Consider the following 17,458-nt stretch of genomic DNA (forward strand, 5'->3'; position numbering starts at 1 on the left):
GTATCCATCCACGGCGAAATAATATGAGCATTGAAAAACTCAACTTGCCAACCACAGTTAACGCTTTACCAGACAGATTAATCTGATGAAATACAATAACTAACGTCGCTAATACAAACACCATAACCAATATTCAGCGAATCCATCTTCAGAGCCTGGTTAAGTTTAACCAGTACGAGTATACCTTCATCACTGCTCCAAAATCGGGCAATTTCGGGGTTGCAGGTCACAAAGCCACAAGATTTCCAATCGAAGATTCATCAGAGCGGCACAGGACATCCCCCAGCGCGTCAATTATCTATCATATATGTGAGACATGTTTCATATGCAACACATCGTTGCTGCTAGCATCAATTGTGCTGAATTTAATCAAAACGATATGGTGAACATAAATACGGATTTATCTTATAAACCAAGGAGAAACGGCATGAGAATAAGTAAAGCAATGGTTCTGGTTTCGGCAATTTTGCTGGGTGCTTGTGCGTCAACCCCGCAAACAAGCAGTAATACCGCTATGTATTCCGGTTTCCTCGGTAATTATTCCGATATGAAAACGGTAATGGATAGTGAAAAAAATGAAGTACTACGTTGGGTAAAACCAGATCTGGTGAAAGGTAAATACTCCAAATTAATCATCAAGCCAGTAACCTACTATCCATATCCCAAAACCAACGAGCAAATCACCCAGGCAAACCTCGATAAGATTGCCAGTTACCTGACCGAGCGAGTCAAACTTGAGCTTGGAAAAAACTTTGTATTAACCGACAAGCCAGGGAGCGATACGGCTGAAGTTTCAGTTGCCATCACTGGCGTGGAAACCTCCCTTGAGGGGTTGAAAATTTATGAAGTCACACCAGTTACCCTTGTCTATGCAGGTGCTACCGCCGCATTGGGTAAACGGGATAAGGTTGTTGCTGTCTACGTAGAAGGTATCACTAAAGACTCACTATCCGGAGAACCATTGGTCAAAGCGGTTCGTAAGGGAACTGGTGAGAAACTGCCTGACGACAAACAACAACTACAAGTCGAGAATCTCAAAACAGTACTGGATAGCTGGGCCAAGGGAACCGGAACACTTGCAGCTCAATTGAAATAAGTATCATGCATTCCGCTATTTATGCTTATTCAGAAACGCTATGCAGAATAATTCAACTTAATAAACAGTTAGTTGAATCAGAAGGTTACCTGAGTACGATATCGAAAAGGGGATAAAAATGAAGATGACTACAGACATTCCGGCTGGGGTTGCTTCACCGAACACAGTGCAAACGCGGCTGGGCACGCTGAACTTTTTTGATGGTTTTCCGGACCAGGAAACCGTCAATAAAGTTTACGACAACCTCGACTTCCAGCGCGCGGTTCAGGCTTACTTGCTGGCATTGGCACCGGTGAACGTAGCTGGGTTGCGCGAGGGATTGCTGACCGTCGGCCCCGCAAATGTCACGATCCCAACATTTGAAGAAAACCTGAACGCCCGGTCGATCTTTCTAACGCCGAATGCAACAACACCCTACACATGGATCTGGATCGATCTGCATAAAGGTCCTCTGGTCGTCGAAGTGCCCCCTATGACACTGGGCATGATTGATGACTTCTGGTTCAAGTATGTAACCGACATCGGCATCGTCGGCCCGGACAAGGGTAAAGGCGGCAAATACCTGCTGCTGCCTCCGGGGTACGAAGGCGACGCGCCCGAAGGATACATGGTGGTGCGCGTGCCCACGTTCGAGTCCATCCTCGTGTGGCGCAACATGCCAGTGCAAGGAGACATCAAGCCAGCGATCGAAAGGCTGCACAAGAACACGCGCATTTATCCCTTGTCGCAGGTCGCTAATCCGCCAGCCAACACCTTCGTCAACGTGTCTGATCGGGATTTTTCAACGGTAGCACCAGCAGATTACCGCTTTTGGGAACTGCTTAACTACGTCGTTCAGAATGAACCCGTCGAGTCGCTTGACCCGATCACGCTCGGTTTCTTTGCCTCGATCGGCATTGAGAAAGGCAAGCTGTTTGCACCTGACGAGCGCATGAAGAAGATACTGACTGAGGCTGCTGCGGTGGGCGACGCTACCGCTCGCACTCTCACCTATCAGAGCCGCATACCTGAGGCTTTCTACTATCCGAACAGCACCTGGCGCCAGTGGCTCGGCGGATACAAGTTCCAGTCGCAGCCCGGTGTCGCCCATCTCGATGCCGCCGCCTTTTTCTACTTCTATGCCACAGGCGTCACACCAGCCATGGAAGCCAAGATGGTGGGTCAAGGTTCCCAGTATGCCGTCGGACTTCTGGATTCCCAGGGCAATCCGCTGGACGGTGGCAAAACCTATCGGCTGCGTGTATTGCCTAACGCTCCAGTAAAGGATTTCTGGTCAGCAATAGTGTATGACAACCAGACCCGCTCCATGCTCCAGACCGACCAAGACTTTCCTCAAGTGAGCAGTTTGGATCAAGGCTTGGTAGTCAATCAGGATGGGTCAGTAGACGTTTACTTCGGACCAAAAACCCCGTCAGGTATGGAACCAAACTGGATTCAGACCATTCCCGGCAAGGGCTGGAACATGCTGTTCCGGCTGTACGGCCCGTTTGAGCCTTGGTTCGATAAAACCTGGAAACTAAGCGAGATCGAACTGGTTCAGTAGAATCTTTGCCAGCTAACAACCGGTTCAGCGGATGACATTATGCCGCCGCTGAACCGGAGCAATCTGTAATTACGCCAGCAAGTACGAAAAACTGAAAAATGCGCAAAACCGAGAAGGGGGAAATCTATAATTTACTGATTTTATTGGTTATGAAATGGGAAATCGAACCTCGGCCAATTTCAATAACTGAGCAGCATCCATGTCGAAAGTTGGCTTGGTCATGAGTCATCTCTTTAGGTTATAGTTTCATGAAATGAGACAAAATTTTGACCACTACCCTACCCGTAATTTCTACCGGGCATTATCTCCTTTCCCGAGGTATTCATGTTATCCATAAATTCAGCAACATTCTCTTTTGGAACCGATAAAAAGCTAACTATCTCTTCTTTTTATCTGACGGCAGGAAGCTGCTGCGCCATTATCGGTAACAACGGCAGCGGTAAAACCATGATGGCGCGCGCACTAGCGCAGGAACTGGAGGCCGAATCAGGTGAATATGCCTGTAATCTGCGCCCGGAACTGGTCTCTTTTGAAAAGCAGCTCAAACTGTATGACGATGAATGGCAACGGACCAATACCGATATGCTGGGCACGGAAGAAGAAATAGCCGCGACGGCTGCCGCGATTATTCAGCAACACCGGCATGATGATGTTTATTGCCAGGAACTGGCACAGCAATTTGGTATTACTCACCTTCTGGAGCAACCCTTTACCGCTTTATCCAGCGGAGAAGGTCGCAAGGTCCTGCTGGCGCAGGCATTGATGTCAAAACCTCAGTTGCTGATTCTGGATGAACCGTTTGACGGGCTGGATGTATCCGCCCGTACACAACTGATGACTACACTGGCGCAGTTACAGCAACAGGGGATGGCGCTGGTGATCATCGTCAATCGTCCGGATGAACTTCCCGCCTTTGCACAGAAACTGGGCTGGATACTGGATTGCCAGTTCACACAACAGCGCAGCCGGGAGGCATTTTTTGCCGATCCACTGACACAACAGCTGCTGCACTGTGCCTCAGACCACGACATCACCCTCCCGCCACCACTGCAGTCTGGCGGAAATACCGCATTCACCGATCCGTTGATTGATTTGCAGCAGATACAGGTCAGTTACGGAGAGCGCACGATATTGCATGACTTAACCTGGCAAGTGAATAACGGCGAGCACTGGCATATTGCCGGCCCGAACGGCTGCGGCAAAACCACGCTGCTGCACCTTATCACCGGCGATCATCCGCAGTGTTACAGCAACAAAGTCACGCTATTCGGCAAGCGCCGTGGTTCCGGCGAAAGTATCTGGGATATCAAACAGAATATGGGCATTGTCAGCCCGGCGTTTCATATGTCATACCGTGTTGCGGGTACACCGCTGACGGTGATCCTGTCGGGTTTTTATGATTCTATCGGGCTCTATCAGCAACCCGGCGATCAGGAGCTGGCGCTGGCCCGGCAATGGCTGAAACTACTGGGCATGGAAAAGATGGAACAGAGTGCATTTCTGCAACTGTCTTACGGGCAACAACGCTTGCTGTTAATTGCCCGGGCCATGGTGAAACATCCGCCGCTGCTGATTCTGGACGAGCCGTTGCAGGGACTGGACAGTCTGAACCGGCATCTGGTGCTGCAGTATATTGATCGCCTGGTGGCTAACAGCCGCAGTCAGTTGCTGTATGTGTCGCATCACGCCGAAGATGTTCCGCAGTGCATGACTCACCGTCTGCAATTTGTGGCACAACCGGATGGTCACTATCGCTATGAACAGACCCGTCTTTAATTCAGGATTCAGCCGAGCTTTTTCTGCCAGAATAATGCCTGTCCCTGTGCCGGATCGAGTTCGTATCCGGCAAAGCCGCAGCGAAGATAGGTGCGCTGTGCCGTCTGGTTTCCGGATAACACTTCCAGCGTTAACTTGCAGCAATCGCGTTCGCGGGCTATCTGTTCGATACGTTGCAATAGTGCGGTCGCGATCCCCTGCCCCCGGTATTCCGGCGCCACCGCCAGATCATGCACATTAATCAGCGGGCGGGCTGCGAAGGTAGAAACCGTCTGGAAAGCATTCAGTAGCCCTGCCGGCTGACCATCCTGATAGGCCAGCAATGAGATGGCGGCCGGACATTGTTGTAAGGTTTGCGGCAATTGCTGGCGGCATTCGGCAGATAAAGGTTCGGCGCCCCCCATCGGGTCCTGCGCATAGAGATCCAGTAACATCAGCAAATCAGACACCTGCTGCTCATCGTGGTAGTCAACATATTGAATCTTTAACATTACTTATCTCCAGGACAAATTCTGCTGTTGAAGCTGACACAATTTGCCACATATTTCACATAAATTTGTGACGATTTATACTTAGTGTGAACCTGCCAAAAGGCGATTTGGAGAGCTTTTATGAAATACCGTCGGATCATTTCGTTGTTTATGGTTGCTGCGCTGTTGCCTCTGGCTCAAGCCCAGGCCAGACCTCATTTTGACGGTGACGATGATCATCGGTGGGAACATAGAAAACACCATCACCGTGATTACGGACGGGTTTATTACCCAGGTCCGGTACGGGTATATCCGGCTCCTGTGCATGTCCATGCGCCGGCCCGTTACACCATCATGCCACCGGGATATAAGACCGTGATTGCTGCCGGTGTGACTTATTTCGTCCTGAATGAACTCTGGTACCGTATGCATGGCGGTGCTTATGAACAGGTTGCTGCACCCGCCACCAGCAATGTCACCATCATTAATAACGGTGCTACCACCACCACCATCGCCAATACCGGTTCAGTCATGAATGTCGTCGATGTTAACGGTACCCGTTATTATGTGCAGAACGGCCGTTATTACCGGCACACACCTGATGGCCAGTATCTGGAAGTGGCCCCGCCAAACTATTAATTCCCGGCTGAATGTAAAATAAAAACAGCAATGGCGTAACTCGATATGTAGTTACGCCAAGCCTTTATTTTTTCAACCGTTATTCTGCCCAGCGCGGAGAGATGGATTGTCGGATTTGCAGATGATCCAGCACCCGGGCCACCATAAAATTAACCAACTCATCGATACTCGTCGGCTTATGATAGAAACCGGGAGAGGCAGGCAATATTGTTGCTCCCAGCTGAGTGAGTTTCAGCATGTTTTCCAGATGAATGGCGGAATAAGGTGTTTCGCGCGGAACCAGCAGCAAATGTCCCCGCTCTTTCAATACCACATCGGCGGCGCGTTCAATCAGGTTATCTGACATACCGTGGGCAATCGCGGCCAGGGTCCCCATGGAACAGGGGCAAATAACCATCTGTCCGGGCGCGGCAGAGCCGGAAGCGACCGGCGAGAACCAGTCTTCTTTGCCATACACACGCAGTTGTTTTTCATCACAACCATATTGCCGGATCAGATATTGCTGACAGGCCTGCGGATCTGCCGGCCAGGCCAGATCCAGTTCCGTTGCCAGCACGACCTTGGCTGCCGAAGACATCAGCAGATGCACCTGGCAGCCCGCCTGAAGTAATTGTTCCAGCAAACGAACACCATAGATGGCACCGGAGGCGCCGGTCATCGCCAATGTGATCGCCTGTGTCATATTTACTCCTGTGGATGTTGCTTGGTTAATTTATCCAGTAATTTGTTATGGATGCCTTCAAAGCCACCATTACTCATTACCAGGATCTGATCACCCGGTTTGGCTTCTGCCACCAGCATATCCACCAGATGATTAATATCGTGCTGAACCGAGGTCGGGATCGGTGCTTTCTGCGCCAGCTGATGAATGTCCCAGCCTAGTCCGGTCGGCGCAAACATATACGCCTTGTCCGCCTGTACCAGACTCTTGATCAGCTCACCCTGATGCACGCCCATTTTCATGGTGTTCGAGCGGGGTTCCAGTACAGCCAGAATACGGGCGGTGCCGACCTTCGCCCGCAAGCCGGCAATGGTCGTGGCAATGGCGGTCGGATGGTGGGCAAAATCATCATAAACCTTGATGCCGGCCACTTCGCCCCGCAGTTCCATGCGACGTTTCGGCATCACAAACTCATTCAGAGCCGCAATGCCATCCTGAACCCGGACACCGGCATGCCGCGCCGCGGCAATCGCCATCAGGCCATTATGCACGCTGTGACGGCCCAGTCCGCTCCAGTGCACTTCGCCCTGCACTTCCCCATTCAGTACGACTTCAAATGCAGAACCGTCTTCTTTCAGCAGTTTTGCCTGCCAATTGGCACCGTCGCCTTCTACCAGCTCAACTTCGCTCCAGCATCCCATAGTACGCACTTCGGCCAGTGCCGGATCATGCGCCGGCATCAGAATACGACCATTACCCGGTACCGTTCGCACCAGATGATGGAACTGACGCTGAATGGCTGCCAGATCCGGGAAGATATCGGCATGGTCATATTCCAGATTATTCATGATCAGTGTGCGCGGACGGTAATGCACAAATTTGGAACGCTTATCGAAGAAGGCGCAATCATATTCGTCAGCTTCAATAACGAAAAATGGCGCCTTCCCCAGACGCGCGGAAAACGGGAAGTTGCCCGGTACGCCACCAATCAGGAAACCCGGTTCCAGACCGGCATGCTCCAGAATCCACGCCACCATACTGGCTGTCGTCGTTTTGCCGTGCGTACCGGCAACACCCAATACCCAGCGCTGCTGCAGGACATTGTCACGCAGCCATTCCGGACCGGAAGTATATGGCAGATTCCGGTTTAACACATATTCCACACAAGGGTTACCCCGGCTCATGGCATTCCCGATCACCACCATGTCTGGCGCCGGATCCAGCTGGGATGGATCATACCCCTGAATCAGTTCAATCCCCTGCTCCTCTAACTGAGTGCTCATCGGCGGATAAACATTGAGATCTGAGCCTGTTACCTTGTGACCCAACTGTTTTGCCAGCACCGCAATACCGCCCATGAAGGTACCGCAAATGCCCAGAATGTGAATATGCATACAGGACTACCTGAATTTAAGGAAACTAAAACCCTGATTCTAATGAAGCAATGCTTTTTGTGCCATCACTCTGCGGTGCTGGTTGGTAGCGATTTATCGCGGCGTGGTTATAATAGAGCGCTGCAACTTACTATTACTTTTAAAAGGGAAACGCCATGAGCTTGAATTTGGTTCCTGCTGGCAAAGATCTGCCGGAAGATATCTACGTTGTCATCGAAATTCCGCAGAACGCTGATCCAATCAAATATGAAATCGACAAAGCGTCAGGTGCTGTATTTGTAGACCGTTTCATGGCAACTCCGATGTTCTATCCATGCAACTACGGTTACATCAACAACACCCTGTCTCTGGATGGTGATCCGGTTGACGTACTGGTTCCGACTCCGTATCCGCTGGTTCCTGGTTCAGTGATCCGTTGCCGCCCTGTTGGCGTTCTGAAAATGAGCGACGAAGCAGGTCAGGACGCGAAGCTGGTTGCGGTTCCGCACAGCAAGCTGACCAAACTGTACGATCACATCACTGACGTACACGAACTGCCAGAACTGCTGAAAGGCCAGATCAAACACTTCTTCGAGCGTTACAAAGAACTGGAACACGGCAAATGGGTTAAAGTAGAAGGCTGGGGCGACAAAGCTGAAGCCATCGCTGAAATCCAGGCGTCTTTAGTTCGTTACGAAGAAAGCAAATAATTGTTAAAACAAAAAGCCATGCATTGCATGGCTTTTTTGTCTCAGGACCTGAAGATCCTTTAATTATCATGTGTTGTTACAAATACAGATAAACCGCTAACCCGATTACCAGCGCAATGTACACCAGCAGCAAAACGAGTAATTTTGTCTTCGGCATCTTATTGTCATTTTTCATTATGCTACATCCTCGCAGACCTCGCAGCTGGCCTACCGGTTAACAATAGCATAACAATTTTGTTAACTCTATCCGTACAGTTAATATGACTATTGTTAATTGCTGATCTGACTCACAGCCTGGCCAGAACGATTCAGCAACTCATACTGATAACAGTCCACGCGCCTGCAACTGAGTCAACAACTCGGCAACAGCCTCGTCAACAGAGCGGCCATGATTGTGAATATGTACTTCGGGTTGTGCCGGCGCTTCGTAGGGATCATCAATACCGGTAAAGTGCTTGATCTCCCCGGCGCGGGCTTTCTTATACAAGCCTTTCGGGTCGCGTTGCTCGCATTCGGCCAGAGGTGTATCAACAAAGACTTCGACAAATTCACCTTGCGGGAACAAGGCACGGATGGCATCACGATCGGCGCGGTAAGGAGAAACAAACGCCGCCAGGACCACCAACCCCGCATCCACCATCAGTTTGGCCGCTTCACCGACGCGACGCAGATTCTCTTGCCGATCTTCAGTAGAAAAACCCAGCCCTTTGCATAAGCCATGACGGACGTTATCGCCATCGAGCAGATAGGTATGCACCCCGCGGCGGAACAGTTCCTGTTCCAGTGCGCCGGCGATGGTGGATTTGCCGGAGCCGGACAAGCCGGTGAACCACAGCAGAAATGCTTTATGGCCTTTTTGTTCTGCCCGGGCCGCTTTATCAATGGCATGTTCATGCCAGACGATATCTTTGTTCATTCTTTCCGAACCTATTCAATGCAACTGAGGCAAGTTAACCACGTTGAATACGGACAAGGAGATTCATTCTTCCGGCACGCCGTAAACCCATCCATGGGGGCTCCGCCGCGTCATCCATGACGCGGAGGGCCTCCAGAATGATTCCCCTTATCCTCTCTAATTCCAATCATTAAAACTAAAGAGGTAACCAGATTGGCTACCTCTTCGAACATTACAGCTTGCTGATATCCAGCGCCTGCCAGTGCGGGAAGTGTTTCCGCACCAGTGCATTCAGCTCCAGCTCAAATTCGCTGAACTGGGTTTTGGTGGTTTTATCTGCCAGCGCGTCGACCACCATACCGGCACCAATGGTGACGTTACTCAGGCGATCGATGATGATAAAACTGCCGGTATCGTGTACTGCATCATAAGGATCCACGCCGACTGCGTTGGTCAGTGACAATTCCAGCAGCCCGATTTCATTCAGTTTCAGTTCGGTCGCTTCATGATGTTCCAGTGTATTCACATCAATCCGGTGACGAATGGCATCGACATGGCCCCGGGTTTTACGGGTAGCCAGTTTGATGTCGTACTGACGGTGTGGTTGCAACGGCTCTTCGGTCATCCAGACCACATTGGCCAGCACACGCTGTGTAACCTGCGTATCCGCATCCGGTGCCACCAGCAGATCACCACGGCTGATATCGATTTCATCTTCCAACGTGATGGTAACTGCTTCGCCCGGCAGCGCGTAATCGAGATCGCCATCAAAGGTGACAATGCGTTTGACCTTGCTCTCTTTGCCGGACGGCAACACCTTGACCACATCACCGGGTTTCACCACACCGGCCGCAATCGTGCCCATATAACCACGGAAGTCGAGGTTAGGACGCGATACCAGTTGCACTGGCATGCGGAATGGCAGATCAGCATCACGGGTGCCGACTTCGGCGTTTTCCAGCAATGTCAGCAGCGGTTCACCGTCATACCAAGGTGTCTGCTCGCTCTTGCTAACCAGGTTGTCACCATCCAGTGCTGAAATTGGCACGACTTTGATGTCGATTTTCGGCAAACCGGCCGCGAATTCCAGATACTCTGTTTTGATCCGGTTGAATACCGCTTCGTCGAAACCAAGCAGATCCATCTTGTTCACCGCCACGATGAACTGACGGATCCCCAGCAGGCTGGCAATGAAGCTGTGACGACGGGTCTGTTCCAGCACACCGCGGCGCGCATCAATCAGGATGATCGCCAGATCACAGGTCGACGCACCGGTCGCCATGTTACGGGTGTACTGCTCATGGCCCGGCGTGTCGGCAATGATGAACTTGCGTTTTGCCGTGGAGAAATAACGGTACGCCACATCAATGGTGATGCCCTGCTCACGTTCAGCCTGCAGACCATCAACCAGCAACGCGAAATCGAGTTTCTCACCGGTGGTGCCAATCTTCTGGCTCTCTGATTTCAGCGTATTCAGGTGATCTTCATACACCTGACGGGAATCATGCAGCAGACGACCAATCAGCGTACTTTTGCCATCGTCCACACTACCGCAAGTCAGAAAGCGCAGCAGGCTCTTGTGCTGCTGCTTTTTCAGGTAGGTTTCGATACCTTCTTCTTTGATTGCTTCGGCAATAGTTGTATTCATTTTCTGTTCCTTAATCCGTTTCTGTAACCCGCAAACCTTAGAAATAACCCTGACGCTTTTTCAGCTCCATCGAGCCGGCCTGATCGCTGTCGATCAGACGCCCTTGCCGTTCACTGGTCGTGGACACCAGCATCTCTTCGATGATTTCCGGCAGGGTTGAGGCTTCAGATTCGACCGCCCCGGTCAGTGGGTAACAGCCCAGCGTACGGAAACGCACAGACTCCAGTTTGGGTTCTTCGCCCGGATTCAGCGGCATACGATCATCATCCACCATGATCTTCACGCCATCGCGTTCCACCACCGGCCGTTTCGCCGCGAAGTACAGAGGAACAATTTCAATGTTTTCCAGATAGATGTATTGCCAGATATCCAGTTCGGTCCAGTTGGACAACGGGAATACGCGGATGCTCTCCCCTTTGTTCACCTGACCGTTATACAGACGCCACAGTTCAGGACGCTGATTTTTCGGATCCCACGCATGGTTTTTATCGCGGAAGGAGTACACACGCTCTTTCGCACGCGACTTCTCTTCATCACGACGCGCACCACCGAAAGCCGCATCAAAGCCGTATTTATTCAGCGCCTGCTTCAGGCCTTCGGTTTTCCAGATATCGGTGTGTTTCGAGCTGCCGTGTTCAAACGGGTTCAGGTTCATCGCAACCGCATCCGGGTTAATATGCACCAGCAATTCCAGACCGTATTTTTTCACGGTCTCATCACGAAACTTGATCATCTCGCGGAATTTCCAGGTGGTATCCACGTGCAGCAGCGGAAATGGCAAGGTCCCCGGATAGAAGGCCTTACGAGCCAGATGCAGCATGACGGAGGAGTCTTTACCAATGGAGTAGAGCATCACCGGATTCTGAAATTCGGCGGCAACTTCACGGATGATATGGATACTTTCCGCTTCCAACTGCTTTAAATGGGTTAATCGTGCGGTGTCCAGTTGCATATGCTTACTACTCCTGTTTACGCCTTTGCCTGACAGTGCAGACAGTGATCAGGCAAGATTGATCAAATGTTCTTTACCGGAGGCGGTAGCACCACCAAACCAGCTTAATGTGTCAGCCAATGCTGCTACTTCACCAATCACAATCAGTGATGGGCTGTGTGCATCTTTGGCCAGTTCAGGTAATTCCTGCAGCGTACCGCGCAACACGCGTTGTCTGACGGTCGTACCACGTTCAATCAGCGCCACCGGTGTTTCCGGACGACGGCCATGCGCGATCAGTCGTTCTGTGATCGTTGGCGAACCAATCAGGCCCATGTAAATCACCAGAGTCTGATTGCTGGCGGCCAGTGCCGCCCAGTCCGGCTCCTGTCCATCCTGTTTGCAGTGGCCGGTGATAAACACGGCGCTTTGCGCACTGTCACGATGGGTCAGCGGGATACCGGCATACGCCGTTGCCCCTGCCGCTGCGGTAATGCCCGGCACGACGGAGAACGGAATACCTTCTGCTCTCGCAGCCTGCAGCTCTTCCGCACCGCGACCGAACATAAACGGATCACCGCCTTTCAGACGCACCACGCGTTTACCGGCGCGGGCATGGCTTAATAACAATTCGTTGATTTCATGTTGCGGCACACTGTGTGCGCCCGCTTTTTTACCGACGCTGATGCGTTCGGCATCGCGGCGAACCAGATTCATCACTTCCGGCGATACCAGTTGGTCATACAGCACCACTTCGGCCTGCTGGATTTGTTGCAACCCTTTCAGCGTCAGCAGGCCGGCATCGCCCGGACCGGCGCCTACCAGCACAATTTCGCCACCGGCGTAATCTTCCGCATCCAGTTGCTGCGCCATCCACTGTTCTGCCGCTTCGTGCTGTTCGGTTTCCAGTAACGTAGCCAGTTGCGGCGAGGCAAAGGCTTTCTCCCAGAAACGGCGACGGGCCGTGATATGCGATAACGTGGTTTTGATACGGTCGCGCCATTCACCGGACAAAGTAGCCAGTGCACCGAGGTGTTTTGGCAGCAGCGCTTCTAAACGTTCGCGCAGCATGCGCACCAGTACCGGTGCCTTTCCGCCGCTCGATACCGCCACCATGATCGGTGAACGATCGATAATCGACGGGAAAATGAAGCTGGAGCGATCCGGATCGTCCACCACGTTCACCCAGATATTCGCGGTGTCGGCAGCAGCGGCGACATCGGCATTCACCTGTTCATCATCCGTTGCGGCAATAACCAGCATCTGGTTCGTTAAATGTTCTGCATGGAAACGGGATGGAATATAGGTATGTCCAACCAGCAATTCAGTCAGCTCTTCGTGCAGCGAAGGAGCTACCACGGTCAGACGGGCGCCGGCATCCAGCAATAAACGTGCTTTGCGCAGGGCGATATCGCCACCGCCGACCAGCAGTACCGCACGATTATTTAATCTGGCAAATAACGGCAGATAATCCATGATGATTCCCCCTATTTCTGAAATGTGAATATAGACATGTATGTATAAGATGTAAAATACTAAAAAGGCACTTTCTATGGCTAAAAAGTAATATGTATATCTGATTATTAGATATAGAAAATGATGTGATTTTTTGAATGACAAACGGACTCATTTGGTTGTTTCATGCAGGGCTTTTGTCAGACAATCAGGACACAGACAATCGCCGATACTGCCCGCCAGCGGTGCCTGGTTTGGCAGATCCTGACACCAGCATCCACCCTGTTTGCCACCACTGCCACACACAAAATGCTGTCCACACTGTGAACAGGATTTTTCTTTGACCGGTAACGGCAGACTCAGCAGCCGGGCCCATATCCGTTGCTTTTCTTCTTCACCGAACTGCGGCCAGCCGGCAATCTCGTCCAGCGTCCGCTGGCAACTCGTGCAGAATTTTCCGCCAGCATCAAGCTGACAGATGCCACGACAAGGCGACCCCACTGTCATACAACCTTCCTGTTCATATCAATTCGTCCGTCATGCTAATGTTCTATACTTTTGATTGTATGTGAAAAAATATAATCAGAAAGTAACTTCAGGGAGATCGCTATGGATTTAAGTTTATTGCTGCTTTTTGTCTTTATCGTACTGGTATTCGTGACGCTCAGTTCGATCATCAAGGTGGTTCCACAAGGCTATAACTGGACGGTTGAACGTTTTGGCCGCTACACGCGCACGCTGACTCCCGGCTTGAATCTGCTCATCCCGTTTATCGATCGTATTGGCCATAAAATCAATATGATGGAACAGGTGCTCGATATTCCGCCACAGGAGGTCATCTCCCGCGATAACGCGAACGTCACCATTGACGCCGTGAGTTTTGTACAGGTGATCGAGGCACACAAAGCCGCCTATGAAGTCAATGACCTGATGCTGGCGATCCGCAATCTGACCATGACCAATATCCGTACCGTATTAGGCGCGATGGAGCTGGATCATATGCTGTCACAACGTGACACCATCAACGAAAAGCTGCTGATAACCGTCGATGCGGCAACCAACCCGTGGGGGGTCAAAGTCACCCGTATCGAGATCAAGGATGTACGGCCACCGCAGGATCTGATCGCTTCGATGAATGCCCAGATGAAAGCGGAACGGCAAAAACGGGCGGAAATTCTGGAAGCGGAAGGTGTCCGGCAATCCAAGATATTAAAAGCGGAGGGGGAAAAACAGTCACAGATCCTGAAAGCCGAAGGGGAACGTCAGGCCGCGTTTCTGGCCGCAGAAGCCCGGGAACGTCAGGCTGAAGCCGAGGCGAAAGCCACCCAGCTGGTTTCTGATGCCATTGCCAACGGAAATACACAGGCGATCAATTACTTCGTGGCACAAAAATATACCGATGCACTGGCCAGAATTGGCGATGGTCAGAACAGCAAGCTGGTACTGATGCCGTTGGAGGCATCACAACTGATCGGTTCGATCAGCGGTATCAGCCAGCTAGTGAACGAGATCGCCCCGAAAAAAGGACAATGATAGATGATGCATGACTGGATATGGCTGTCTGAATGGAGTTACTGGCACTGGCTGATCCTGGGCTCCATCCTGTTATTGCTGGAATTATTCGGTACCGCCGGTCTGCTGCTGTGGACCGGTATTGCTGCGCTGCTGACAGCGGTGATCGTTTTTCTTGCAGAACCCGGTATCTATACGCAATGGAGCCTGTTTGCCATATTCAGCATTATCACCACCTGGTGCTGGTTCCGGCTTAACAAGCAGGATAAGCCATCCGCCGAAGTGAAAGTGCTGAATCAGCGCATACAGCGTTGTATCGGTGTACAAACCACCTTGCTGGAAGATGTCAGACTGGGAAAAAGCCGGGTACGGATCGAAGATACCGTCTGGGTGGTGCTGACGAATGAAGCGCTACCGGCCGGAGCCGTGGTTAAGGTTGTTGCCGCAGAAGGTACTTATCTGGTTGTGAAATCAATCACTACCGGCAGATAAAAAGGGAGCGGATGCTCCCTTAACCTCTTAATGCTCAGTTATCCCTACCAGCACATCAGAACCTGCATATTTACATTTAATCTGATAGCCCACCGCCATCACCAGCAACCAGATCGGGATCAGCCAGACCGAAATCTGGATACCCGGCGTCATGGCCATCACCAGCAGAATACCCAGCAGGAAGAGCAGACACAGCCCGTTAGTCAGCGGATAACCCAGGCTTTTAAAACGAGTTGTCTGCTGGTGCGCTTGCTTGGCCTGACGGAATTTCAGATGCGTAATGCAGATCATGATCCAGTTAATCACCAGTGCCGACACCACCAGCGACATCAAGAGCTCAAAGGCCTTGCCCGGCATGGCAAAATTGAGCAGAACACAAAGTCCGGTCGCCAGAGCCGAAATACTCAGTGCCTTGAGCGGGATCCCCCGTTTATTCACCCGGCTGAACGTTTGTGGCGCATTACCCTGCTGTGCCAACCCCAGCAACATGCGGCTATTGCAGTAGACACAGCTGTTGTAGACCGAAAGGGCGGCGGATAACACCACCAGATTCAGAATATTGGCCACCCACTCGCTGTCCAGCGCGTGGAAAATCATCACGAACGGACTGCCACCCTCAACCACTTTTGTCCACGGATACAGCGAAAGCAGCACCGCCAGTGCGCCCACATAAAAGATCAGAATACGGACCAGCACCTGATTGGTGGCTCGCGGGATGCTCTTCTCCGGTTCATCGGCTTCTGCGGCCGTAATACCGACCAGTTCCAGCCCTCCAAACGAAAACATGATCACCGCCATCGCCATCACCAGACCGGAGATACCGTGTGGGAAAAAACCGCCGTGCTGCCATAAATTACTGACCGAGGCCTCCGGACCGCCGGTGCCGCTCATCAACAGATAGCTGCCGAACAGGATCATCCCGATGATCGCGGCCACCTTGATAATGGAAAACCAGAACTCCAGCTCACCATACATTTTGACCGTGGTCAGATTCAGGGTATTGATGATGACAAAGAAGACCGCAGCCGAAACCCAGGTCGGAATGGCCGGAAACCAGTACTGAACATAGATACCGACGGCGCTCAGTTCCGCCATACTGACCAGCACATACAGCACCCAGTAATTCCAGCCCGACATGAAACCGGCAAAAGGACTCCAGTATTTATTGGCAAAGTGGCTGAATGAACCCGCGACCGGCTCCTCTACCACCATCTCCCCGAGCTGACGCATGATAAAAAACGCGATCAGACCGGCAATCGCATAACCGAGCAATACCGCCGGGCCAGCCATCTGGATCGTCTGCGCGATCCCCAGGAACAAACCGGTGCCGACAGCACCGCCCAAGGCTATCAGCTGAATATGCCGGTTTTTGAGACCCCGTTTTAATTGTCCGTGCTGCTGGGATGAATCCATCTTGAATCTCCAAAGAATAAAATCCATCCGGATAAAGCAGCAAACAGACCAGTTTTATCACTTTTAAATTAACTCATTGATTTAAGAGAATATATTTTTATTCCGATCCACATCTAAAAACGATAAGTGCCTGCCACGCGCTTATATTGTGCATAAAGATCAATGATGACGCACTAAATGTGCAGTAAAGATCCATAAAAAGGGTGATATGTGAATTGTGATACCCACATAAGCGGTGTTTGATTAGGTCTGACGGAATAAAACTGATAGGCTCACGATAAACCGATGTGACTAAATGTGGATCGTATGTATCAGATTGATGATTATGACTTAAAAATATTAACCCTGTTGCAATCCAACGGGCGGCTGACCAATGCGGAACTCAGCGAGTTGACCGGTCTCTCTTCCTCGCAATGTTCCCGCCGGCGTATTGCGCTGGAGCAGGCACAACTGATTCTGGGTTATCATGCCCGCCTGGCGCCGGATGCGGTGGGTCAGGAAATGATTGGTTTAATTGAAGTTAAACTGATTAACCATACCCCTAACTGTGTGGCAACCTTCCACACTATGCTGGAAAACGTTGATGCCATTATTGATGCCTTCAAGACGACCGGCGATGCCGACTATCTGCTAAAAGTGGCCGTGGCGAATCTGCAAAGCCTGAGCGAGCTGATCAGTCAGATTCTGGCGCAAAACAGCAGCGTGGCGCACCTGAAAACCTCTGTAGTTCTCAATCGGCTAAAGGAAAATGGCATCATGATTCCAGCCCTGCCGACGACTGCAGGAAAAAACTAAGAAACCTCCTGAATGGCGACAATATCGCACGATTCATGCATTGATTTGA

Annotated in this window: 17 protein-coding genes; 8 read left to right on the forward strand and 9 right to left on the reverse strand. The window is 51.3% G+C overall.

What is annotated here, in order from left to right:
• The first annotated feature begins 325 nt into the window (after positions 1 to 325).
• From HNR75_RS04955 to modF, 3 genes are all read left to right on the forward strand, one after another.
• Positions 326 to 1,096 carry a DUF3313 domain-containing protein gene (locus HNR75_RS04955; RefSeq protein WP_188025905.1) on the forward strand — a complete coding sequence of 257 codons (771 nt, stop codon included), beginning with the start codon at positions 326 to 328 and terminating at the stop codon, positions 1,094 to 1,096.
• A gap of 118 nt (positions 1,097 to 1,214) precedes the next feature.
• Complete coding sequence (locus tag HNR75_RS04960) at positions 1,215 to 2,639, forward strand: DUF1254 domain-containing protein (protein WP_188025906.1); 1,425 nt, start codon at positions 1,215 to 1,217, stop codon at positions 2,637 to 2,639.
• A gap of 324 nt (positions 2,640 to 2,963) precedes the next feature.
• Positions 2,964 to 4,415, forward strand: coding sequence for a molybdate ABC transporter ATP-binding protein ModF (gene modF / locus HNR75_RS04965; protein ID WP_188025907.1), 1,452 nt, complete (start codon positions 2,964 to 2,966; stop codon positions 4,413 to 4,415).
• An 8-nt stretch (positions 4,416 to 4,423) separates the two neighbouring features.
• On the opposite strand, the gene HNR75_RS04970 is transcribed toward modF, so the two are convergent.
• Positions 4,424 to 4,906, reverse strand: coding sequence for a GNAT family N-acetyltransferase (locus HNR75_RS04970; protein ID WP_188025908.1), 483 nt, complete (start codon positions 4,904 to 4,906; stop codon positions 4,424 to 4,426).
• A gap of 120 nt (positions 4,907 to 5,026) precedes the next feature.
• Between HNR75_RS04970 and HNR75_RS04975 the strand changes: the two genes are divergently transcribed.
• Positions 5,027 to 5,524 (forward strand): hypothetical protein, encoded by a 498-nt coding sequence (locus HNR75_RS04975; protein ID WP_188025909.1) that lies wholly within the window; start codon positions 5,027 to 5,029, stop codon positions 5,522 to 5,524.
• Between the two features lie 79 nt (positions 5,525 to 5,603).
• Here HNR75_RS04975 and HNR75_RS04980 read toward each other — a convergent pair whose 3' ends face one another.
• Both HNR75_RS04980 and mpl read right to left on the reverse strand, forming a co-directional pair.
• Positions 5,604 to 6,206, reverse strand: a complete 603-nt coding sequence (locus HNR75_RS04980; RefSeq protein ID WP_188025910.1) for a flavin prenyltransferase UbiX — start codon at positions 6,204 to 6,206, stop codon at positions 5,604 to 5,606.
• 2 nt (positions 6,207 to 6,208) lie between these two features.
• Positions 6,209 to 7,579, reverse strand: a complete 1,371-nt coding sequence (mpl, locus tag HNR75_RS04985; RefSeq protein WP_188025911.1) for a UDP-N-acetylmuramate:L-alanyl-gamma-D-glutamyl-meso-diaminopimelate ligase — start codon at positions 7,577 to 7,579, stop codon at positions 6,209 to 6,211.
• A gap of 155 nt (positions 7,580 to 7,734) precedes the next feature.
• On the opposite strand from mpl, the gene ppa reads away from it, so the two are divergent.
• Positions 7,735 to 8,268: an inorganic diphosphatase gene (ppa, locus tag HNR75_RS04990; protein ID WP_188025912.1), complete on the forward strand. Its 534-nt coding sequence runs from the start codon at positions 7,735 to 7,737 to the stop codon at positions 8,266 to 8,268.
• 316 nt (positions 8,269 to 8,584) lie between these two features.
• Here the strand turns inward: ppa and cysC are convergent, their stop codons facing one another.
• The 5 genes from cysC to HNR75_RS05015 form a co-directional block, all read right to left on the reverse strand.
• On the reverse strand, positions 8,585 to 9,184 hold the full coding sequence (cysC, locus tag HNR75_RS04995) for an adenylyl-sulfate kinase (RefSeq protein ID WP_188025913.1): 600 nt from the start codon (positions 9,182 to 9,184) through the stop codon (positions 8,585 to 8,587).
• A 211-nt stretch (positions 9,185 to 9,395) separates the two neighbouring features.
• Positions 9,396 to 10,811 (reverse strand): sulfate adenylyltransferase subunit CysN, encoded by a 1,416-nt coding sequence (gene cysN, locus HNR75_RS05000; protein WP_188025914.1) that lies wholly within the window; start codon positions 10,809 to 10,811, stop codon positions 9,396 to 9,398.
• A 37-nt stretch (positions 10,812 to 10,848) separates the two neighbouring features.
• The gene (gene cysD, locus HNR75_RS05005) at positions 10,849 to 11,757 is read right to left on the reverse strand and encodes a sulfate adenylyltransferase subunit CysD (protein ID WP_188026132.1); all 909 of its coding nucleotides are present in this window, start codon (positions 11,755 to 11,757) and stop codon (positions 10,849 to 10,851) included.
• 54 nt (positions 11,758 to 11,811) lie between these two features.
• Entirely contained in the window at positions 11,812 to 13,218 is a 1,407-nt protein-coding gene (gene cysG / locus HNR75_RS05010; RefSeq protein ID WP_188025915.1) for a siroheme synthase CysG, read from the reverse strand.
• A gap of 150 nt (positions 13,219 to 13,368) precedes the next feature.
• Positions 13,369 to 13,704, reverse strand: a complete 336-nt coding sequence (locus tag HNR75_RS05015; protein ID WP_188025916.1) for a DUF1289 domain-containing protein — start codon at positions 13,702 to 13,704, stop codon at positions 13,369 to 13,371.
• A 102-nt stretch (positions 13,705 to 13,806) separates the two neighbouring features.
• On the opposite strand from HNR75_RS05015, the gene HNR75_RS05020 reads away from it, so the two are divergent.
• Together HNR75_RS05020 and HNR75_RS05025 are read left to right on the forward strand one after the other, a co-directional pair.
• A complete protein-coding gene (locus HNR75_RS05020; RefSeq protein WP_188025917.1) occupies positions 13,807 to 14,730 on the forward strand; it encodes an SPFH domain-containing protein in 924 nt (307 codons plus the stop codon).
• A 3-nt stretch (positions 14,731 to 14,733) separates the two neighbouring features.
• Positions 14,734 to 15,201, forward strand: coding sequence for an NfeD family protein (locus tag HNR75_RS05025; RefSeq protein WP_188025918.1), 468 nt, complete (start codon positions 14,734 to 14,736; stop codon positions 15,199 to 15,201).
• A 27-nt stretch (positions 15,202 to 15,228) separates the two neighbouring features.
• Here the strand turns inward: HNR75_RS05025 and HNR75_RS05030 are convergent, their stop codons facing one another.
• Positions 15,229 to 16,614: an amino acid permease gene (locus tag HNR75_RS05030; protein WP_188025919.1), complete on the reverse strand. Its 1,386-nt coding sequence runs from the start codon at positions 16,612 to 16,614 to the stop codon at positions 15,229 to 15,231.
• A gap of 306 nt (positions 16,615 to 16,920) precedes the next feature.
• On the opposite strand from HNR75_RS05030, the gene HNR75_RS05035 reads away from it, so the two are divergent.
• Complete coding sequence (locus HNR75_RS05035; protein WP_188025920.1) at positions 16,921 to 17,409, forward strand: Lrp/AsnC family transcriptional regulator; 489 nt, start codon at positions 16,921 to 16,923, stop codon at positions 17,407 to 17,409.
• The last annotated feature ends 49 nt before the right edge of the window (positions 17,410 to 17,458 follow it).

The sequence above is a fragment of the Tolumonas osonensis genome, assembly GCF_014202415.1.
Lineage (GTDB): Bacteria > Pseudomonadota > Gammaproteobacteria > Enterobacterales > Aeromonadaceae > Tolumonas > Tolumonas osonensis.